Origin of the sequence: Microcoleus sp. K5-D4 (genome assembly GCF_036704575.1) — a bacterium.
Classification (GTDB): domain Bacteria; phylum Cyanobacteriota; class Cyanobacteriia; order Cyanobacteriales; family Microcoleaceae; genus Microcoleus.
The window spans coordinates 15209-34651 of the sequence record NZ_JAUBSD010000007.1 but is presented as its reverse complement, the minus strand read 5'-3'; the positions used below and the strand labels follow the sequence as shown (position 1 = coordinate 34651).

The 19443-nt window shown below is 46.5% G+C and carries 15 protein-coding genes and 1 pseudogene; 10 read left to right on the top strand and 6 right to left on the bottom strand.

From position 1 onward, the window contains the following. Positions 1–53: 53 nt before the first annotated feature. From QUA77_RS04025 to QUA77_RS04015, 3 genes are all read left to right on the top strand, one after another. A complete protein-coding gene (locus QUA77_RS04025) occupies positions 54–1712 on the top strand; it encodes an ABC transporter substrate-binding protein (RefSeq protein ID WP_333449324.1) in 1659 nt (552 codons plus the stop codon). A 65-nt stretch (positions 1713–1777) separates the two neighbouring features. After that, positions 1778–2329, top strand: coding sequence for an AAA family ATPase (locus tag QUA77_RS04020; protein ID WP_333449323.1), 552 nt, complete (start codon positions 1778–1780; stop codon positions 2327–2329). Positions 2330–2338: 9 nt separating this feature from the next. Next, complete coding sequence (locus QUA77_RS04015) at positions 2339–3349, top strand: ABC transporter permease (protein WP_333449322.1); 1011 nt, start codon at positions 2339–2341, stop codon at positions 3347–3349. Positions 3350–3360: 11 nt separating this feature from the next. Here QUA77_RS04015 and QUA77_RS04010 read toward each other — a convergent pair whose 3' ends face one another. Continuing rightward, positions 3361–3771 carry a hypothetical protein gene (locus QUA77_RS04010; protein WP_333035717.1) on the bottom strand — a complete coding sequence of 137 codons (411 nt, stop codon included), beginning with the start codon at positions 3769–3771 and terminating at the stop codon, positions 3361–3363. Positions 3772–4288: 517 nt separating this feature from the next. Between QUA77_RS04010 and QUA77_RS04005 the strand changes: the two genes are divergently transcribed. From QUA77_RS04005 to QUA77_RS03990, 4 genes are all read left to right on the top strand, one after another. Beyond that, the gene (locus QUA77_RS04005; RefSeq protein WP_333449321.1) at positions 4289–6157 is read left to right on the top strand and encodes an efflux RND transporter periplasmic adaptor subunit; all 1869 of its coding nucleotides are present in this window, start codon (positions 4289–4291) and stop codon (positions 6155–6157) included. Between the two features lie 286 nt (positions 6158–6443). Beyond that, the gene (locus QUA77_RS04000) at positions 6444–7661 is read left to right on the top strand and encodes an ABC transporter permease (protein ID WP_333449320.1); all 1218 of its coding nucleotides are present in this window, start codon (positions 6444–6446) and stop codon (positions 7659–7661) included. Between the two features lie 165 nt (positions 7662–7826). Beyond that, a complete protein-coding gene (locus QUA77_RS03995; protein ID WP_333035721.1) occupies positions 7827–9047 on the top strand; it encodes an ABC transporter permease in 1221 nt (406 codons plus the stop codon). 321 nt (positions 9048–9368) lie between these two features. Beyond that, positions 9369–11099, top strand: a complete 1731-nt coding sequence (locus QUA77_RS03990) for a chemotaxis protein CheB (protein WP_333449319.1) — start codon at positions 9369–9371, stop codon at positions 11097–11099. Positions 11100–11242: 143 nt separating this feature from the next. Here the strand turns inward: QUA77_RS03990 and QUA77_RS03985 are convergent, their stop codons facing one another. Next, positions 11243–14152, bottom strand: coding sequence for a glycerol-3-phosphate acyltransferase (locus QUA77_RS03985; RefSeq protein ID WP_333449318.1), 2910 nt, complete (start codon positions 14150–14152; stop codon positions 11243–11245). 211 nt (positions 14153–14363) lie between these two features. On the opposite strand from QUA77_RS03985, the gene psb35 reads away from it, so the two are divergent. Then, positions 14364–14576 (top strand): photosystem II assembly protein Psb35, encoded by a 213-nt coding sequence (gene psb35 / locus QUA77_RS03980; RefSeq protein WP_333035758.1) that lies wholly within the window; start codon positions 14364–14366, stop codon positions 14574–14576. A 241-nt stretch (positions 14577–14817) separates the two neighbouring features. Here psb35 and QUA77_RS03975 read toward each other — a convergent pair whose 3' ends face one another. Continuing rightward, positions 14818–14940 (bottom strand): hypothetical protein, encoded by a 123-nt coding sequence (locus QUA77_RS03975; RefSeq protein ID WP_333449317.1) that lies wholly within the window; start codon positions 14938–14940, stop codon positions 14818–14820. A 68-nt stretch (positions 14941–15008) separates the two neighbouring features. After that, positions 15009–15305 carry a SpoIIE family protein phosphatase gene (locus tag QUA77_RS03970; protein ID WP_333449362.1) on the bottom strand — a complete coding sequence of 99 codons (297 nt, stop codon included), beginning with the start codon at positions 15303–15305 and terminating at the stop codon, positions 15009–15011. A gap of 543 nt (positions 15306–15848) precedes the next feature. Between QUA77_RS03970 and QUA77_RS03965 the strand changes: the two are divergent. Continuing rightward, a pseudogene (locus tag QUA77_RS03965) lies at positions 15849–15968 on the top strand (histidine kinase); the annotation flags it as partial. A 233-nt stretch (positions 15969–16201) separates the two neighbouring features. Here the strand turns inward: QUA77_RS03965 and QUA77_RS03960 are convergent. Both QUA77_RS03960 and QUA77_RS03955 read right to left on the bottom strand, forming a co-directional pair. Further along, the gene (locus QUA77_RS03960) at positions 16202–16774 is read right to left on the bottom strand and encodes a DUF6658 family protein (protein WP_333449316.1); all 573 of its coding nucleotides are present in this window, start codon (positions 16772–16774) and stop codon (positions 16202–16204) included. A gap of 234 nt (positions 16775–17008) precedes the next feature. After that, positions 17009–17746: a DUF2993 domain-containing protein gene (locus QUA77_RS03955; protein WP_333449315.1), complete on the bottom strand. Its 738-nt coding sequence runs from the start codon at positions 17744–17746 to the stop codon at positions 17009–17011. Positions 17747–18022: 276 nt separating this feature from the next. Here QUA77_RS03955 and QUA77_RS03950 point away from each other — a divergent pair, with 276 nt between their 5' ends. Further along, entirely contained in the window at positions 18023–19432 is a 1410-nt protein-coding gene (locus tag QUA77_RS03950) for an HD domain-containing phosphohydrolase (protein WP_333035728.1), read from the top strand. Positions 19433–19443 lie beyond the last annotated feature (11 nt).

The following is a 19443-nucleotide window of genomic DNA, read 5'->3' as shown; positions in this document are numbered from 1 at the left end:
ATTAGAAATTTATTGATATGAGTACAATTTTCTATTAAACCGGAGCTATTGAGATGAGATTGTTAAAATCCTGGCGTTTATTTTTATTAAGTCTAGTTTTTGGGATGGCTGTAATTTTATCAAATTGCGGCACGCCCTCAAACACGGTTAGCAATAATTCTCCAACTCCGACAACTCCTGCTGCGGTTCCGGCTGGGGCTTTAGTTTACGGTGCGGGCGGGCAGCCGGTCAATCTGGAACCGGGAAATATTACTGATGGCAATTCGGTGATTGTTATCGACCAAATTTACAATCGTTTGACTGATTTTAAACCGGGAACTGTGGAACCTGAGCCGAGTCTCGCTACTGAATGGTCAAGTTCTAAAGATGGCAAAACTTGGACTTTTAAGTTGCGATCGGGGGTAAAGTTTCACGACGGTACGGATTTTGACGCGGAATCTGTAAAGTTTAATGTGGAGCGCTGGTGGGATGCGAAAAATCCTAACGGTTATCGAGAATCTGGCAAAACTTATCCAATTTGGAAGAATTTTTTTGGTGGTTTTAAGGGAGATAAAAATTCCCTGGTAAAAGATGTGGCAGTTGTTGATAAGTTTACAATTAAGTTTGTTTTAAATCAACCTTTTGCTGCTTTTCCCTCGGCGATTGGGTCTGGTTATTTCGGGATGGCGAGTCCGGCGGCGGTGAAAAAAGCGGGTGCTAACTACGGCACTCCGGGGTCGCTGGCGGTGGGTACGGGGCCTTTTGTGTTTAAGGAATGGCGATCGGGCGATCGCATTGTTTTAGAGAAAAATCCTAATTATTGGAAAACTGGGACGCCAAAAGTCAATCAATTGGTAATTCGTTTTGTTGACGATCCGGCGGCGAGACTGGCTCAGTTGCGAGCTGGTCAACTTGATTTTACTGTGGATTTAACGCCGGATCAACTGAAAGAGGTTGAGGGAGATGCTAATTTAGAAGCTGTTGTGCGACCTTCTTTTAATGTCGGTTATTTAGCGTTAAATCCGAGTTACGAACCTTTGTCAAAACCCGAAGTCAGGCGGGCGATCGCCCAAACAATTAACAAGCCAGCAATAGTGCAAGCTTTCTGGGGAGAACTCGGAAAACATGATTCGCAATTTATCCCGCCTGCGCTGAATTGGGCGGCGTCCGATAGAGTTAAAGATTATGAATTTAACCCGCAGCAAGCTAAAGCAATTCTCGCAAAAGCCGGTTATCCGAACGGTTTTGATTTGGATTTGTGGTATATGCCCGTCAGCCGTCCCTATTTTCCCACGCCGAAGCCGATTGCTGAGGCTTTGGCGGCGGATTTGAGCGCGATCGGGATTCGGGTAAAATTGCTGACAAAGGATTGGTCTGCTTATTTAGCCGATCGGCTCAAACCTCCCGGCTTTCAAGCTTTTATGATGGGTTGGACTGGAGATTATGGCGATCCAGACAATTTTTATTATCCTCACTTCGGACCTGGTTCCACGGGGGATTTGGGAAATTGGAAAAATCCTAAAGTTCTGGAACTTTTGGAACAGGGGAGAGCGAGTGGCGATAAAGCAGCTAGGGCGAAAATTTATGCGCAAGTTAGCGAGATTTTGCACGAGGAAGCTGTGCGTTTGCCGATCGTACATTCGCAGCCGCTTTTAGGGAAACGCAAGAATATTCAAGGTTGGATTCCGAGTCCTTTGGGTTCTGAGTCTTTTGAGGAAGTGAGCAAAAATTGAGAGTTTAGATCGAGACACCTCTCCGGGGTTATCATACTTTACATGAATTTACCTTAACAAACGGTATGGAGAGCAATCAGCAACCTGCAAATCATCAGCCACAAATTATTTTGATTACCGGGAACATGGCTGCCGGAAAATCAAGTGTGGCCCAATCACTTGCCGAACGGTTGCCCAAAAGTGTCCACCTTCGCGGCGATATCTTTCGTCGCATGATTGTGAATGGACAGGCGGAAATGACGTTAAATTTGTCAGCAGAGGCATATCAGCAGCTTCAACTGCGGTATAACCTGGCAGCAATGGCAGCGCGACACTACCTCCAGGCTGGTTTTACGGTCGTTTATCAAGACATCATCATTGGTTCGGCACTGGCTGAGGTACTTGCCACTTTCCACGATGTGCCGTTGTCCGCGATCGTTCTGTGTCCCAATGCAGAAGTTGTAGCGGCACGGGATGTAGCAAGAACGAAAACCGGATATGCCAACGAAACAATGGTTTATGCCTTCGATCGCATTCTCCGTACCGAAACTCCTCGCCTTGGCTACTGGCTGGATTCAACCCATCTAACGGTAGAAGAAACGGTCGATCGGATTTTGGCAAACTTGCAAAGTGAATGAGATCAACTGATGTTTCAATATATTGTTAAACGTTTGCTGGGACTATTGCCAGTCCTTTTCGGAATCACTCTGCTAGTATTTATATTTTTGCATTTGATACCGGGAGACCCAGCTACAGTGCTTTTGGGAGAACGGGGAACTCCCGAACAGGTGGAAATTTTGAGAGCAAAATTAGGTTTAAATCAGCCTTTACCTTTGCAATATTTGGCTTTTTTATGGAGTTTACTTCGCTTTGACTTGGGAAATAGTATTATTAGCGGTATTCCCATAATTGATGAAATTACAAGTCGCTGGCCTGCTACTTTTGAACTGTCTGTGGTGGCGATGTTGGTGGCACTTTTAATCGGAATTCCGGCGGGAATTGTGGCGGCGGTTCGGAAAAATAGCTGGCTAGACAATCTCGCGATGAGCGGTTCCTTAATTGGCGTATCTTTGCCGGTGTATTGGTTGGGATTGATGTTGATTTATTTGTTTGCTGTTTATTTGAAATGGCTGCCCCCTAGCGGGCGGATTAGTGTAGATTTGGGGTTTGGTTTTAAGTCGATTACGGGTGTTTATATTTTGGATTCTTTGCTGAGGTGGGATTTCGTTGCTTTGCGAGATGCGATCGCCCATTTAATCCTGCCAGCTTTGACTTTAGGAACTATTCCTCTGGCTATTATAGCTCGCATCACTCGTTCTGCGATGCTGGAAGTGCTTTCTCAAGATTACATCCGCACTGCAAGGGCTAAGGGATTGCCGGAATATTGGGTGATTTTGAAACACGCTTTGAAAAATGCGTTTTTACCGATCGTCACAACTATCGGTTTGCAGTTCGGCACTCTTTTAGGTGGCGCTATTCTGACTGAAACGATTTTCTCGTGGCCGGGAATTGGTTCTTGGATTTATAGCGGTATTCTGACGCGGGATTACCCAATTGTCCAAGGAGGAGTAATTTTTGTGGCTGTGAATTTTGTACTGATTAATCTGGCGGTTGATATTTCCTATGCTTTTTTCGATCCGAGAATTCAGTACCGTTAATGAAAAGGAAATCAGACACGAAATGCTTGTTTAACATCCGGCCGCAGCAGGTAGTAAATGCTAGCCACTGCAAAACCCAGAGTTAAAAAATTGACTGCTGTACCGCCGCTGCCCAACATTTTGACAATTTGCGTGAGGGTGGCAAGGATATGGACAATTAACGTTCCCGTCCATGCCCAATTTTTGAGTTGAAACAAACCCCAAGTTAAGAGTAAGGAGAGGAGGCCTAAAATAAAACTTATCGCAGCAAAAATTGCAATGAAACCACCGATTACCGTGCCAACTTTTGCCCCGCCGAAAGCCGCACCAAGACCGCCAAAAATGCCAGCAAAAAGTAAGATGAACAAGCCGTCAAGGAGGCTGAAGACGCCGCTAATTAGCTGCAATATTGCCAAAACAGTAACGCTTTGAGGACGATTCATTGTTTTTTTTGTCCATTTTTAACGAATTTGAAAAATATTTTAACCTGTTGTGGACACAGGGCGGATATGTATTCAGGACTTACGCACCGCTATCCGTGAAACTGGGTTTATGAGAATTAAGTGTGTCCATACTGTATCGTTACGAGCTTAGGACTGGCAGATCCCGCTGCGATCGCTATCACGAGTCCGCAATTACCTAGTGACGGTCGATCGCCCGCTGCCAGATCGGCTTTTCTTGCTGGTGAGGAGCGCGCTCCTAGATCCCAAAAATGATATTTTTGCTAAAATATATTTTTTTTTGCAGCAACCGGAAGCGATTCTGTTTGATCCCACCTCTTTAGGCTGAAAAAACTTAACATTTTTTAATAACTTGCAAAGATTAGCTATAATTGTTTACAGGTGCTGGTTGGGGAACTTTTTTAAATTCACCCGATCGGATGAGTCTGAAAGACGATGCCAAGCATCAGCAAAAATTTTACCTTTAAGGTAATCCTGAGATTAAATTAGGTGAGTCGGTATGATCGTTAGCCCTAAAAAGGAAACTGCTCAGGTCAAAGTGGAAGATTCTCAGACTCTAGACACCAAGGCCGCAGAGACCAAAATTGCAGATAATAAAACCGCCCAAAAGCAGTCTCCGAAGAAACCCGCGCGCAAACCGCAGCGGTGGGCGATTGGGTTGGTTGCAGCCGGGTTGCTAGCTGTACCGACCACTATATATGTAGCAAAAAGTCGATCGCAGCCCAAAGTAGATGCGATCGCCACTATGACAGTGCCGGTGGAAGCGCAAGACCTCACGGTGCGGATCACGTCCAGCGGGACGGTGCAGCCCGTACAGCGCGTGAATCTCAGCCCCAAAGGCTCCGGCAGGATCGCAGAATTATTTGTCGAACAGGGCGATAAAGTCGAAGCAGGACAAATCGTTGCTCGCATGGAAAGCCGCGATGTAGAAGCTCAACTAGCTCAAGCTAAAGCCCGCGAAGCCAGCGTGCGAGCCAAACTCGCAAAAATCGAAGCCGGGAATCGATCGGAAGACATCGCCAGCGCCCGAGCGCGCTTAGATCAAGCCCAGGCCAGTCTCGCGCAAGCCCAAGCCGGCAGCCGCGTTGAAGAAGTTGCAGGAGCCAGAGCCCGCTTGCAGCAAACTCAAGCTGGCTTGCAGCGACTGCGAGCCGGCAGCCGCGTTGAAGAAGTCAGCCAAGCGCGAGCTCGTTTAGCCCAAGCTCAAGCTCGTTTAGCAGACGCTCAAACCGGCAGTGTCAAACAAGAAATTGCCCAAGCACAAACGCAAATTGACTCGAGTAAAGCCCAAGCCGAACTAACCGCTCAACGGGTGGAACGCAATCGGCCGCTAGTGGAAGAAGGTGCTCTTGCTAAAGATAAACTGGATGAATTAATTAAAGAAAATCGTACAGCCCAAGCTAAATTAATAGAATCTCAAAGACGCCTGCAACAACTGCAAGAAAATCGGCTGTCGCAAATTCAGCAACTGCAAGCTGCTGTGCAAGTCGAGCAGCAAGCCTTGAACCAATTGCAAAACGGCACGCGATCGGAAGAAATTGCCAAAGCCGAAGCAGAAGTTGCCGAAGCTAAAAGCAAATTAGCGCAAGTAGAAAACGGCAACCGTCCAGAAGAAATCGCCAAAGCCGAAGCAGCAGTTGCTGAAGCAAAAAGCCAATTGGCAGCACAAGAAAATGGTTCTCGCCCGGAAGAAATAGCTCAAGCTCAAGCTGAATTAGAGGAAGCTCAAGCTCAAGTCCGCTTTCAAGAAGTGCAGTTAGAAGATACGAAAGTTCGCGCTCCTTTTGCTGGAATTATTACCCAAAGATACGCCATCCAAGGAGCTTTTGTAACTCCGGCAACTTCGGCCTCGGAAGCTACTTCGGCAACTTCGACATCGATTGTCGCTTTGGCTAGAGATGTGGAAGTTTTGGCGAAAGTCCCGGAGGCTGATATCAGTCAAATTAAACCCGGTCAAGAAGTTGAAATAGTCGCCGATGCTTATCCAGATAAAGTGTTTAAAGGCCGCGTTAAGTTAATTGCGCCGGAAGCAGTTAAGGAACGGGATGTGACGCTATTTCAAGTGCGAGTTGCCATTGATACGGGCAAAGAGTCGCTGCAATCGGGGATGAATGTAGATTTGAGATTTGTCGGTCAAAAGCTGAGCAATGCTTTAGTTGTGCCTACGGTGGCAATTGTCACTAATAAAGGTCAAACGGGTGTGCTAGTTCCTGATGAGAAACAACAGCCGAAGTTTAAACCTGTTACCGTTGGCTCGACTATTGGCAACAAGATTCAGATTTTAGAGGGTGCAAAAGCGGGCGATCGCGTTTTTACCGAACTTCCTCAAGGTAAAAAGCTGGAGGATATTATCAAGAATCAGAAATAGGGCATGGGGCATGGGGCATGGGGCATGGGGCATAGGGCATGGGGCATAGGGCATGGGGGATTATTTATATCGAGCGCTCTAGGGTGTTTTCCAACCCCGATATGCCCCCTAAAACCCCTTAATAAGGGGGGGACAAGAGTATTCAAAGTCCCCCTTATTAAGGGGGATTTAGGGGGATCGAGACTCGACTACAAGCGAGATTTATTATGGGTTTAAATATTAAGTTGACACCAATAATCCCAATTCCCTAATCTAAAATCTAAAATCCCAAATCTAAAATCGAATTATGGATATTGTTGAAAGCGTCAAAATGGCCGTCACAACTTTGATGGCAAACAAGCTTCGCAGCACCTTGACGATGTTAGGAATTATCATAGGCAATGCTTCTGTCATTTCGATGATCGGTATCGGAGAAGGAGCTCAAACATTTATCGAGGGACAAGTTAACTCTCTGGGTTCAAACTTGCTATTTATTATTCCCGGCAGTCCTGAAGCGCAAAGCCGGCCGGTGATTCCGCCCCAGACTTTAGTAGTGGAAGATGCAGAGGCGATCGCATCTCAAGTTCCTTCTGTCCAAGAAGTCGCACCAACTCTCAATGACAGTCAAATCGTTACTTACCGCAATAAAAATGTCTCATCTTCCATTGTCGGAACTACCCCAGAATTTCTGACCGTCAGAAGCTTTGATGTGGGTCAAGGTCGTTTTTTAAACAAATTAGATTTAGAAAGACAAGAAAATGTGGTTGCTTTAGGATCGGAAGCAGCCGAACAATTATTTGGCAATACACAGCCAGTTGGTCAATACATTCGCATCAAAAACTCGACCTTTCAAGTGATTGGAGTCATGCAGGCAAAAGGTTCCAGCTTTGGCGACAATCAAGATATGAATGTTTATTTACCGCTGACAACAATGGCAAACCGGATCGTAGGTCGCTCATCTCCCTACGGTACAAAAGTAACATTTATTTCGGTCGCTATTAAAGATGAAACTATGATGCCAGCGGCCCAATTTCAAATAGAAAATCTGCTCAGATTGCGTCATAAAATCACTAAAGAGGATGATTTTACTGTCCGAAATCAGAAAGATTTGATGAATACTTTGGGAAGTATTACTGGTGCTTTGACGTTGATGTTGGCTTTTGTGGCAGCAATTTCGCTGTTTGTCGGTGGCATCGGAATTATGAATATCATGCTGGTTTCTGTTACCGAACGCACGAAGGAAATTGGGCTGAGAAAGGCGATCGGAGCTTCTCAGCAAGATATCTTAATTCAGTTTATGATCGAGTCTGTGATTTTGTCGGCGGCAGGCGGGGCGATCGGCACTGGATTCGGTATCGGCGGCGTGCTTTTAGTAGGTGCTTTTACTCCTCTGCAAGCTAGCGTTTCCCCAGTGGCGATCGCACTTGCAGTCGGTGTTTCCGGCAGCATCGGCTTATTTTTCGGCATCGTACCTGCAAAACAAGCTGCTAAATTAGACCCGATTGTGGCATTGAGAAGTGCTTAATCAGTTTGTTGACGGTTGACGGTTGACTGTTGACTGTAGTAATTCATTATTAAGTGTGTCATGGTTTGCTGTGCGTCGCAATCCCAATCACCTGGGATTTGGACGCACAGCAAACCATGACATTGGCCTGTTTTTCTTCTTCCTTCTTGTTCATTTAAAGAAAATATGAATTTTATTGAAAGCGTCAAAATGGCAGGTCAAACACTGCTAGCAAACAAAACTCGCAGCAGTTTAACAATGATTGGCATGATTGTCGGCAACGCCTCAGTAATTGCCATGATTGGAATTGGAGAAGGAGCTCAAAAATTTGTAGCAGGACAAGTTCAATCCCTGGGTACAAACGTATTAATCGTGAGGCCGGGAGTACCGAACGCTAGGCGAAGTACCATCTCAAGTGCGCCTCAAACTCTCGTACTGCCAGACGCAAAGGCGATCGCAACTCAAGTCCCATCCGTTCAAGGCGTGTCAGCAGAACTTAACAGTTCAGAGATTGTTCGCTACAGCAACAAAAATGTTTCGGCCCTAATTTTTGGTACGATTCCAGAATTTTTAGAAGTCAGAAGCTTTGAAATGGCAAAAGGGCGGTTTCTGACCGAACTAGATGTTAAGCAAAGTAATCAAGTTGTAGTTCTCGGTTCAGAATTAGCGGAGAAACTTTTTGGCAATACAAATCCCTTGGGCGAACAGGTGCGTATCCAAAATGTCAGCCTCAAAGTAATTGGAGTATTGGCGCCCAAAGGCACATCTTTTGGTACGAATTTTGATAATTCCGCCGCTGTGCCGATCGCCACAATGGCAAACCGCATTGTCGGGCGGAAATCTCCCTACGGTTTAGCTGTCACGTCGATGTATATTTCTATTAAAGATGAATCGCAAATGGATGCGGCGCAATTTCAGGTGGAAAACCTGCTGAGACTGCGGCACAAAATTACTACCGAAGATGACTTTACTGTCAGAAATCAGAAGGATTTAATGGCAAGAATGGGGGCCATTTCCGGCGCTTTGACTCTGATGTTAACTGCTGTTGCCAGCATTTCCCTATTAGTCGGTGGCATTGGCATTATGAACATTATGCTGGTATCCGTTAGCGAACGCACTCAGGAAATTGGACTCAGAAAGGCGATCGGCGCATCTCAACAAGATATCTTATTTCAATTTATTGTCGAAGCTGTGATTTTATCCGCTGCCGGAGGGATAGTCGGTACTTGCGTAGGTGTCGGTGGTATCTTGCTTGTAGGTAATTTCACGCCCTTGCAAGCTGGAATATCACCCGTGGCGATCGCCCTTGCTGTCAGCGTATCCGGTGCAGTCGGCCTGTTCTTCGGCGTTGTCCCCGCCCGCCAAGCCGCCAAACTCGACCCGATCGCAGCTTTGAGGAGTGCTTAATAAATATATACTTAGTCGGTTACACAATCCGCGCCTTTTATGCTGGTAAAAAGTATCTTGCTCTAAATATAAAAAAAAACTGTTTTTTTGTGAAAAATTAGCAACCTTGCAGTATCTTAGTCAGTTTTAATGTCTGTATATTTACGCATATTCAAAGCGCAAAAATTCATAAAAAGCCCGTTAAATATTAAATAAAGCTTGGTTGTGGCGTTTACGTCTCAACCAGAAAGTTTAATATTATTAAATAAGGGGTAAACACACCTAAGCATCTACAGATGGTACGAACCTTTGCGCTTTAATCAAAATATCCAATAAATAAACATGGCATCCCTCACCCCTAGTCCTAAATTTGACTATCTTGAAGGAACCACCCAACCAGACAGATTTAACGCCTTCGAGGGCAACGACATAATTTATGCCAACAGCGGAGACGACTATCTCGAAGGCGATGCAGGTAAAGACAAAATCTGCGGCGACCAAGGCAACGATACGATTGTTGGTGGTGCAGACGACGACATCCTCTGGGGGGGCAAAAGCAGCGACCTAATTAGTGGCGATTCCGGCAACGATCTCATCTATGCGGGCGCAGGTAGCGATACCGTGAGCGCCGGCACAGGCGATGATATCTTTGCCATTGCTAAAGGCAGCGGTGGCCCAACTGTAGCTACAGCCGACTACATCGCCGACTTCGGCAACGGCAATGACAAAATTCGATTGCTAGACGGCCTCACCTTTGAAGATTTAAACATCCAACAAGGCACCGGCGTCAACAGCAACAGCACCGTAATTCAAGACAAACTCACGGGCGAGTATTTAGTAGTATTGGCGGGAGTCAACAGCAACACAATCAACCGCGACCAATTCACAAATCAGCTATCGGGAAACCCTGTCATTGAGTGGAACGGAGTCATTCTGAATGCAGTGCGAACAGCCAGTACCGCGCCTCCCCTCGCCTCCCGCAACATGGCAATGGTTCACGCAGCCATTTACGATGCTGTTAACTCGATCAGCAAAAAATACACCCCTTACCTCGTGGAAATAGACCCACCCGCAGGTACATCAGCAGAAGCGGCGACAGCAGCCGCAGCCCACCGCACCCTAGTCAGCCTCTACCCAGCGCAAGCAGCCACATTCAACGAAGTATACGCATCGTCTTTAGCTAAAATTACCGACGGCAAAGCCAAACAAGACGGGATTGCCCTCGGACAGCAAGTTGCCGACCAAATTATCAGTTCGCGCAGTACAGACGGCATCACCAAAGTAGTGGAGTACATCCCCTCAACTAACCTTGGCAGTTGGGCGCCGACTCCCCCCGCCCTTGCCCCGGCGCTGGCGCCACACTGGGCCAAAGTTACTCCCTTTGCCATGACTAGCGGTTCTCAGTTCCGCCCGCCCGGCCCGCCCGCCCTTGACAGCGCCAAGTACGCAGAGGAACTTAACTATGTCAAAGAAATCGGCAAAAGTGACAGCCTCACGCGCACCCCAGACCAAACAGCGATCGCCAAATTCTGGGCCAACGGCGCTGGGACGTTTACGCCTCCGGGTCACTGGAACCAAATCGCCGAAGAAACTGCAAATCTCACCGGCACATCCCTCGAAGATAGCGCCCGCTTGTTCGCCCTGCTAAATTTTGCCCTCGCCGATGCAGCTATTAGCTGCTGGGATGCTAAGTACCAATACAATTTATGGCGGCCGGTGACAGCTATCCGCCAAGCTGACACGGACAACAACGCCAACACGACAGCCGACGCCGAGTGGACGCCGCTGCTAACTACTCCGCCCTTCCCTGAGTACACATCAGGCCACAGTACATTCAGCGGTGCAGCCGATGCCGTTATGAGTTCTGTATTTGGTTCGGATTACGGCTTTGGAGATCGGGGAGACAGGAGTGTCAACAGTTTGCAAACCTACGAGAACTTCAGGGAAGCGGCCGATGAATCGGGCATGAGTCGCCTTTACGGAGGCATTCATTTCATGAGTGCTAATGTAAACGGCTTGAGTGCGGGTAGAAATGTGGGGAACTATGTTGTCCAGAATTTCTTAAAGGCTTAGGAAAGCTTTTTTGTGGGGTGGGGGCGGGTTTACGAGATTGCTGAGATGTTGTACCCTTTTCAATAATCTTTTTATGAACAGGCAAGATGCCTGTTCCACAAGAAATCAACTCTTTGTGGAACAGGCATCTTGCCTGTTGCTAATTATTCGAGCAATTCTACAGTACCGAGATACCCATCTACTCGGACTTTTTGACCGTCTCGCAAGCGAGTTGTAGCTTCAGCAATATTCATGACTGCGGGAATTTTGTACTCGCGAGCGATAATTGCTCCGTGAGATAATTGGCCGCCAACTTCGGCGATAATTGCTGTTGCTCCTAATAGCAGCGGTGCCCAACCTGCATCGGTGTAAGGAACTACTGCGATCGCATTTTCTCCTAAATCCGTGCTGGCGGTGCGGCAAATCTTGACAAAGCCTTCGACACGACCAATACTTGCTGGAATTCCCTGGATGATATTAGTTTCCGATGTTGCAAGTTCGATCGCCCTTGTCTGAGAATTTGGCAGCAAATTGCCGTAGACAACAGGGGGAATCGGGCGATCGCGATCGGCTAGCAGGCGATCGCGCCTTTCCCTAATTGTCTCCTGAAAAGAAACACTCGCGCCGCTGCGAATCCACTGCTGAATTTCGCCAAATTCCAGATAAAAAATATCCCCGCTTTCCTGAAACACCTGCATTGCCAATCCGCAAGCTTCAATCTCCAAAAAAGTCCAGCGCAGGTGAGCCAACAACCGCGCGTAAATTTCGCTAATTTCGTTTTTGACAAGCGCTCTTTCTTGACATTTATCTAATCGCCACTTCTGCGAAAAAGTCAAGCTTTGTTTCCGCTTTTCGACTAAATTAATTTCGGCTTTTTGAGCCATACTTAGTAGCAGTTTTTGGTAAACTTCCGGTTGTTCTCGCCAAGTAGGAACAGCGATATCCGTTCCCACCTCGCTCAAATATCCGTAAGTATCAAGCCACTTTTTAAATTCTGCTTGTAAAGCCGGACTTTCGGCAAATATCTGTGCTAAATGTGCGACTGCAACAGTTTCGTCAGGCTGGGAAACAGCAGCTTGTCGCAATTTATGAGCCAACTGCTGTAAAGCTCGCACCGAAGCAATTTCAGGAGCGCTGTCATTAGCCAGCCAGTCATCATCAACGCGAAAAATTGCCTTGCGAATAGCCAGCCCGATCGGCCCTAATATATTGTAGTAAGTAATCGGTTTCAGCCACTCCTGAATTTGCTCCGCTCTCTCCAACAATTCCGTTAAATCCGTTGCCGAACTTCCCTCTTTTTTCTCCAGGCTTTGGAGTGCGGGGAGGAAAATAGAAGTACGATCGCCCTTAAATTCTGCATTGAGCGCCCTCTCCCGCTGCACCAGACGCCACAAACCAGGCAAATTCGGCAAAATCTTCCCCAAAGGCGGCTTGCCCATCTTTTGCCCTCTGAGCAAAAATTCCAAACCCTGCTCCGGCAATCCCATCATCCGAAAAATTTCGCCCAACAAAGTCGCATTAAAATAGGCGTGAGAACCCAGCAAAGTTGCCGTTTCATTAAAGTTTAAGCCGATCGCGCGATCGCCCAAAACCACCTGAAAAATCTCTCCCCAAACCCCGCAAGTCAGGGGCCGGTTAATCGACCAAGTTAGGGGGCGAATTGCACCGGGAATCACTTCCGCTGCAATAGTGCGCGTCCAAAAAGGCTGCAAATTAGTAATTGGGCGGCTTTGCAAAATCCAAACTTTTTCACCGTCCCAACTCCACTCAATATCCTGCGGGATTCCGTGAAAAAATGCTTCAATTGCTTGGGCTTGTTTCACCAATTCTGCTAAAATCGATTGAGCAATAATTGAATTACTTTGAAGTTCAGTTAATTTTTTTTCTAATGATTCAGCTTGACTAAAATCTATTTCTAAATGAACCGGAGTACATTGTCCGCCGACAACAGCTTCGGCTCCTCCCGGTAAAGCTTCTATAATTACCTGGGAACCACCATCTAAAGGATTGCGACTGAACATGACTCCCGCAAATTCGCTGTCAATATAAGGCTGAATTAATACAGCCATTTGGGTGTCGGGCAATTGTCGCTGTCGGCGGTAAGCCACAGCTTCGGAAGTCCAATAAGACTGGCGACAGCGATTAATTGCATCGAGCAATTCTGCTTCAGTGAAAACAGGGCCAATAGTTTGATATTGTCCGGCGGCGGAACTGGTATCGCCATCTTCTCCCGCAGCAGAAGAACGGACAATTATGCGATTTTGGATTTTGGATTTTAGATTTTGAATGAAAGCATTGGGAATTGACAATTCATCACTATTTCCTCGATGCCCGATGCCCGATGCCCGATGCCCGATGCCCGCTTTTTGTGATAATATCCAACCAGAGGGTACATTAAACCCGGCTCGTTTGAGTTGAGACAATTTAGCTGCTTTATCGCCACAGATTGCAGAATCTAACGAGTCATCAAGAGAAAACAATTGGTCTGATTTAGATAAAGCCATATCATCACCCTGACGAAGACTAATTGTGAAGAGTAAAAAGGCTAATCCTGCTGCTGCTAAAAATTCGGGCATTGATTGTCGCCACACCCAAACCCAGATTGGGGTACACAGACACCCGCAACGGGAAGCAAAGAGTCTCGCCCGATCGCCCTCACCCCACCACCGCTGTGCCAAACCCCACACCAGCAGCCCCCAAAGGCCCGACGATACAGCCACCGGCGGCGAAAATACCAAAAGACCCCAAACCGCGTTGGTCACGCCTCCACCTCGGGCGATCACATATCTGCCCGCAACTAGAGGAATTAACAGGGCGATCGCGATCGCAGGTGCATCCGGGAAGCAAAATCGCCCCGCCAAAACCGGCAAAATACCCCTGGCTATTTCCGCCAACACCGCAGCAATTCCCGCTAATTTCCCCCCGTGAATGAAAGCAGCAGACACGCCCACATTCCCCGTACCCAGGGCCCTCAAATCTCGGCGGCTAAACACTCGCACTGCCCATCCCGTTAGCGGTAAAGCACCCAAGCTGAAACTAGCAGCCAACAGCAATGCTATTGTCCCCAACGGCATAAAACCAGCTCTCCTATTTTCAAGCTCTAAACATTATGACCGCAATTCTGCCAATTTTTCAGCCTTCAGATATATCAACCAAACGTCCTTAGCACTTAAAATAATGTAAAAGTAGAGTAGATAAGGATTTAGCCTAATGATAGATATCAGCTTGACCACTCCCATAGCAGTTGTTGTTGCACCCATCAAGCGAGTAATGATTGAGCTGCTCATGCAGCAGCCAGTGCCGGAATCAAGTGTCAGCTTGACCGCTCCAATAGCAGTTCTTGGTGTTGGCTTTGTTGCTGCAGTTACGATCGGCTCGATCGCCTGGTATAACTCCAAGCGCCCCCCCGGTTGGGAATCCAAAGAACGCCCTGATTTTGTACCCAAAGTTGATAAAGACGATTTGATTGCTGATGTTTCTGAGTCAAAGAAAAAATAGAATAAAGCTGTTTTAGCTCGGAAAAAGCTTTGAGAGGAATAGGAATTACCCTGGCCAATCGATCCGGTAGGGTGCGCCTTGGCGCGCCTTACGCTATGTAGAAAGGCTTTGAGTGAATAGTTTTAATTGACCGAAAGCACTAATGTCAATAAAGGGAGCGCTCATCCCACGATCGATCGCTTTCTTTACATTGATGCAATATATCATTAGATAGATTTAATCATAAAAATTTAGAAGTTGACTACAGCTTTGGAGTTCTCTGGAAATTAAACCTCTTTTGGGGGCTGCGTTTGAGATATCTCACCACCTCTTCGTAAATTTGACTGCTAAGGCGATCGCCCCGCCGACCATTTTCCCGTTTCATGTCATAATTTTATTTTTTGAGGTATTGGCGATCGCTCTAAAGCAATGCGGTGACTGGAGGCTGTGACTTTACTTTTTTTCTAGACCTAATTCCCTCCGCTTCAAAACCAAAAATGTGATGTCATCAAACACTTTTTGATAGCCGATATGTCGCCGCACATCGTCAATCACCGCTGGCTTGATTACTTGTGCCGATAAGTGCCAGTTTTTGCTCAAGACTTCACACATCGGCTCCACGCCATATTGTTTTTTGTGAATGTCTTTTGCTTCGGGAATACCATCGGTATATAGTACGATACCATCTCCTAGCTGAAGCTCAATTGAAATCTGACTGATGAACTCAGCAATCTCATCGTGGAGGGCGATAGGAAAAAGTTTTCCCTCGCAAGCGACACCAATCTGTCGGGAGATATCAGGGCAAAACTTCTGGGTAGTGCCCTAAAGGTAAGGATGGTTGAAATTCCTTGGCAGTCTGGAGTTCATTGATTTACTACCGTGTACAAAGATCCAAGTATCTGCTCAGGACAGGGTTCAAAGTGCTGATTATTTCGTTAATGTCTTGGCTTTGTAGCTGCAAAAGCATTAAAAAAGCCTAGATACTTCAGGTCTGTAAGGTTGGCTCCAAGCTCTGAAAGCCTTACATGAAAAGAGCTATGTCCACCCTTACCTAAATAGGACTACCAACTTCTGATATAGAAAGATTCAATACCACCCTGATGCCCATGATATCTCCCTATTGTAAGAAAAACTCGGTCATTTTATAAAAAGCTTTCCAATAATGTGGGAGCTATCGGGTCTTTTATCCATCATTACAATCCTTCTTTACGCCTAAAAGTGTTGGGTTTTTTTATTTAGCAGTAAAATACTTTTAAGATTTAAGTTTTGTAACGGAACTTTCGTTGGCATCGTCAGCTAATTCACTCCGAACAAATGTCGAGTTTAACACAGTTAGTCGCTGGAGTCGCTCACGAAATTAACAACCCAGTCAGTTTAATTTATGATAAAATAGTTCATGTTGCTCAATATGTTTGAGATTTATTCAACCTGATTGAAACTTACCAAAAATACTGTTGGAAATTCGCCGCCGAAATCCCATAAAATGTAAAATATATTGCTCTGCATCATATCAAAAAAGCATAAAAAACGTAAATCTTGTAGAGCAGGTAGCAGCTCTAAAAGCGTTGATAGGGTTTCAATAAATTATATTATTTATGGAGGGGCTAGTTTCATACAGCCCCTACATAAATTTTGGTTCTGCTAGCTTATTTTTGCAGCGGATTGAGTTTCGTAACGGAACTTTCCTTGGCATCTTCAGCGCTATCTTTGAGGAAACCAGAAGCATCCTTAAACGCTGCGCCTACTCTCTCTAAAATATTGGCATCGGGATCGCTGCGGTCGAATACGGGTTGAGCCTTAGCCGGCTGTCCGTCTGGCGCTTCTAACAGAGTTTTATCTCCGCCGAGTTCGAGGTCGAACTTGTCAGTTTCCATCGGTGCAGAACCAGGATAAAGCAGTTTTGAGGAATTAGATTCAGCGGTAGTCGAGGCCAGGAGACGATCGCCCACGAGCGACAAATCAGCCCGATTCTTTTCTGCTTGAGCAGGCGACTGATTTACTTTAGGATCGGTGGATGTTTTATAATTCGTGTATCCATCACCGCCACCCTTGTGAGGATTATTCATTCCTCCAGCTTGAACGGGAGGATTGTCAGGCCGAGCACCTCGAACATCGCCCGAATTGCAAGCGGTGCTGGTAAACAGCAGGACACCTGCCATAAATACAGTCAAAAATTGACCGATACGCAGTCTTTTAAAAAAAGCAGTTACAGTCTTCACAAAATTTTTCCGATTTTTTACTACCACTTGTTAAGAGTAAAAGTAAACTCCCCATGCCTGCCTCTAACGGCGGTGATATTTTGGTGCGGGTTGCTATCTACTCTTTTATAACTTTAGAGGGATTTCATAAACGGCGGAGTTTTTTCCAAAGCAAAGCATAATGGTAGGGTGCCTCAGTTCCAATAGTTGCTGGAATTGAAGAGCTTTTTTGTTTCTGACACACCCTAGAACCTCCTAATTAGGGAATTGTTCTACTTTCGCTTCAGCTTGCAAAGTCAGCAAACCAGCTTCCACATTTAGCTGCTGAACCCGCAGGGACATTCCCTCAATTTCAAAATTTCGCAAGTTTAAAACTTCACCAGCTTTGTCCGCCAAAGCTTCAGTTAACTCCGGCGAAAATTCCTTGTTTTCAGGATACTCGACATCCTGAAGAGAAATTGCCCAACCGTCCGCTGCGATCTGAGGTTTTGCTGTAAAATAATTTTTTTCTGTTGAGGCAGTTTCCCGCACCAATACCTCAGCATTTAAAGCTATTTTTCCGGCTAGCAATTGGCACTCAATAGTTTTAACGTCTATTGTCTGCTGTTGCCCCTCAACAGTAATTTTTAAGTTTTTCAGTTTCCTGCTGATGTATTCGGAATTAAAAGCGCGGTTGATATCGCTTTCTGTTAAAACTGCGCGCGCGCCACCGAAGGCAGGCCCGTTCAGTTCAATTTTGCCAAACATAGCGGTGAGGGGATTTACAGCAATATCCTTGACGTGGATTTGCAATTCTTCCACGCGCAAATCTTGTTGCATTACCAATCCTTTGCCCTCCACGGCAACGGCCTCTACTGAACCCTGCGCGAGCTGAATCGGATCGGTGTTAACTGTCACAGACAAAGTTTCGGATTCGTCTAATTTGCTAGCAATAGCAATCTCGGCCACTTTGTCGATCGCCTGTTCCCCTAAACTTCTATTTTGTTGAAGCACGCTCAGAATTCCTAATAATCTTGTTTAAAAAATAGTAGTTAATACCTAAGTCATTTACCGTCTTCCTCCCGGCAGGTTTATCGTCTGAAAAAAAACTCAGCCAAAGACAGAGGGTTTTCAGAAAATTACTAAAATTAATCAGGTACTCTTCGGCGCACTCTAGATTGACTCGGTTGCGAAGCGGTGAAAAATCAAAAACTCGGATTTTTGCCAAAAGTCTTTTCGAGAAGTTCGATCGCCCGCTACAATAAGTAAGAGCCGGCACCGCTTTTTGCAATGAATTCAGAATCAACTCTCGCTAGACTACAAGCTACACTTCCCGACGGAAAACTGCCTTCTAGCTACGGGGTATACTTCAAAAACACCCTAGTAGCCCTATGTCACGCCCTAGAAGACCACATTTTGCAAACCAGTGGCGGGGACAAGAGCGAACTCCAACCCTTAGTTTTGGTGACGTTTCAGCAGGGTAAATGGTATTTACAGGAAGCCGATCGCTACCTAGATATTGCTAATGCCTCTCGGCGCGTTGTCATAGGTGCAGTAGCCGACAGCGGTTTCGCTACCCACAAAACCGGGCAATTAGAAAATGTATCTTTAATAAATCTCGATGAGAACGACCCCATAATCCAAGAATGGAATTTAATCATCCTCGCCCCGACATACAAAGCAATGGTGCTTTGTCGCGAACTTTCAGACCAGGAATACTTGCCCGAGGGCAAGCCTGAAGTAGATACAGAACGAAAGTTCTACGGTTTGTGGTCGTTCGACCAGTCTTTGGTGTCGGCTGCTGCGGAAATTTTTATAGAACAGACGCGATATTACAACTCTCCCTTGGCCGACAGTTTGCTGGAAATGTACCACGAAATCCTGGCTACCAAAGGCCCGCCCTTGGCAGACATTAGTGGCGTGGTATCGCGGATAGTCACTTACCTGCAAAGTTCTCAGCAGCAAATGGTAGCAATTAACCGCCAAACCCGCGAGTTGTGGGAATTGGAAGGTCAAGCTTTGCGCGTCAGCCGCAATTTGAACGCTAACAAACTTCAAGCTTTTCTGCGAATGGCCCAGCGCGTGGACGAACGCGATACCTCAAATCCTACAGCGTCTTTGCAGGTGGCGGCTTTGTCGGAAACTTTGGGTCAAATGCTGGATTTGCCGGCTTTGCAGTTGCGGAGGCTGCGGCTGGCTGGATTGCTATTTCGAGTCGGCTTAGTTTCGGCCCCGAATGAGGTGTTCGATCGCACTCCCGATGCTTTTGACGAAGCAACTTTCTCGTTTTGGCGTGATCGCAGTTTCATTGGTTCCCAACTGCTGCAAGCAATGCCGGAATTAGCACCCGTAGCGGAAATTGTCAAGCATAAACTCGAATATTGGGACGGCAGCGGCAGGCCAGAGGGTTTGCGAGCCGAAGCGATACCGATGACTTCGCGGATTTTGGGGTTGGTCGCTTATTTTCAAGAACTGACTCAACCGCGTGGCGATCGTCCGGCTTTGAGTTTGAGCGAAGCTTTGGAAGAGTGCCGCGAACTGTCGGGCACTCGCTTCGATCCGGCTTTGCTGGAAACTCTCAGCAACGTCGTCAGACTGACAGAAATGGGTTTGATGGAGTTACCAACTCGCCCGAGCCAACTGCCTAACGTGTGGTTGGAGGAGGGCGATCGAACGACCTCGGCCGCTCCGGCATTATAAAATAACTCGAC

Bases quoted from the DNA above. Each gene is read 5' to 3' on its own strand.
- QUA77_RS04025 (WP_333449324.1), top strand. From the start codon at position 54: ATGAGATTGTTAAAATCCTGGCGTTTATTTTTATTAAGTCTAGTTTTT.
- QUA77_RS04020 (WP_333449323.1), top strand. From the start codon at position 1,778: ATGGAGAGCAATCAGCAACCTGCAAATCATCAGCCACAAATTATTTTG.
- QUA77_RS04015 (WP_333449322.1), top strand. From the start codon at position 2,339: ATGTTTCAATATATTGTTAAACGTTTGCTGGGACTATTGCCAGTCCTT.
- QUA77_RS04010 (WP_333035717.1), bottom strand. From the start codon at position 3,771: ATGAATCGTCCTCAAAGCGTTACTGTTTTGGCAATATTGCAGCTAATT.
- QUA77_RS04005 (WP_333449321.1), top strand. From the start codon at position 4,289: ATGATCGTTAGCCCTAAAAAGGAAACTGCTCAGGTCAAAGTGGAAGAT.
- QUA77_RS04000 (WP_333449320.1), top strand. From the start codon at position 6,444: ATGGATATTGTTGAAAGCGTCAAAATGGCCGTCACAACTTTGATGGCA.
- QUA77_RS03995 (WP_333035721.1), top strand. From the start codon at position 7,827: ATGAATTTTATTGAAAGCGTCAAAATGGCAGGTCAAACACTGCTAGCA.
- QUA77_RS03990 (WP_333449319.1), top strand. From the start codon at position 9,369: ATGGCATCCCTCACCCCTAGTCCTAAATTTGACTATCTTGAAGGAACC.
- QUA77_RS03985 (WP_333449318.1), bottom strand. From the start codon at position 14,152: ATGCCGTTGGGGACAATAGCATTGCTGTTGGCTGCTAGTTTCAGCTTG.
- psb35 (WP_333035758.1), top strand. From the start codon at position 14,364: ATGCAGCAGCCAGTGCCGGAATCAAGTGTCAGCTTGACCGCTCCAATA.
- QUA77_RS03975 (WP_333449317.1), bottom strand. From the start codon at position 14,940: ATGAAACGGGAAAATGGTCGGCGGGGCGATCGCCTTAGCAGTCAAATT.
- QUA77_RS03950 (WP_333035728.1), top strand. From the start codon at position 18,023: ATGAATTCAGAATCAACTCTCGCTAGACTACAAGCTACACTTCCCGAC.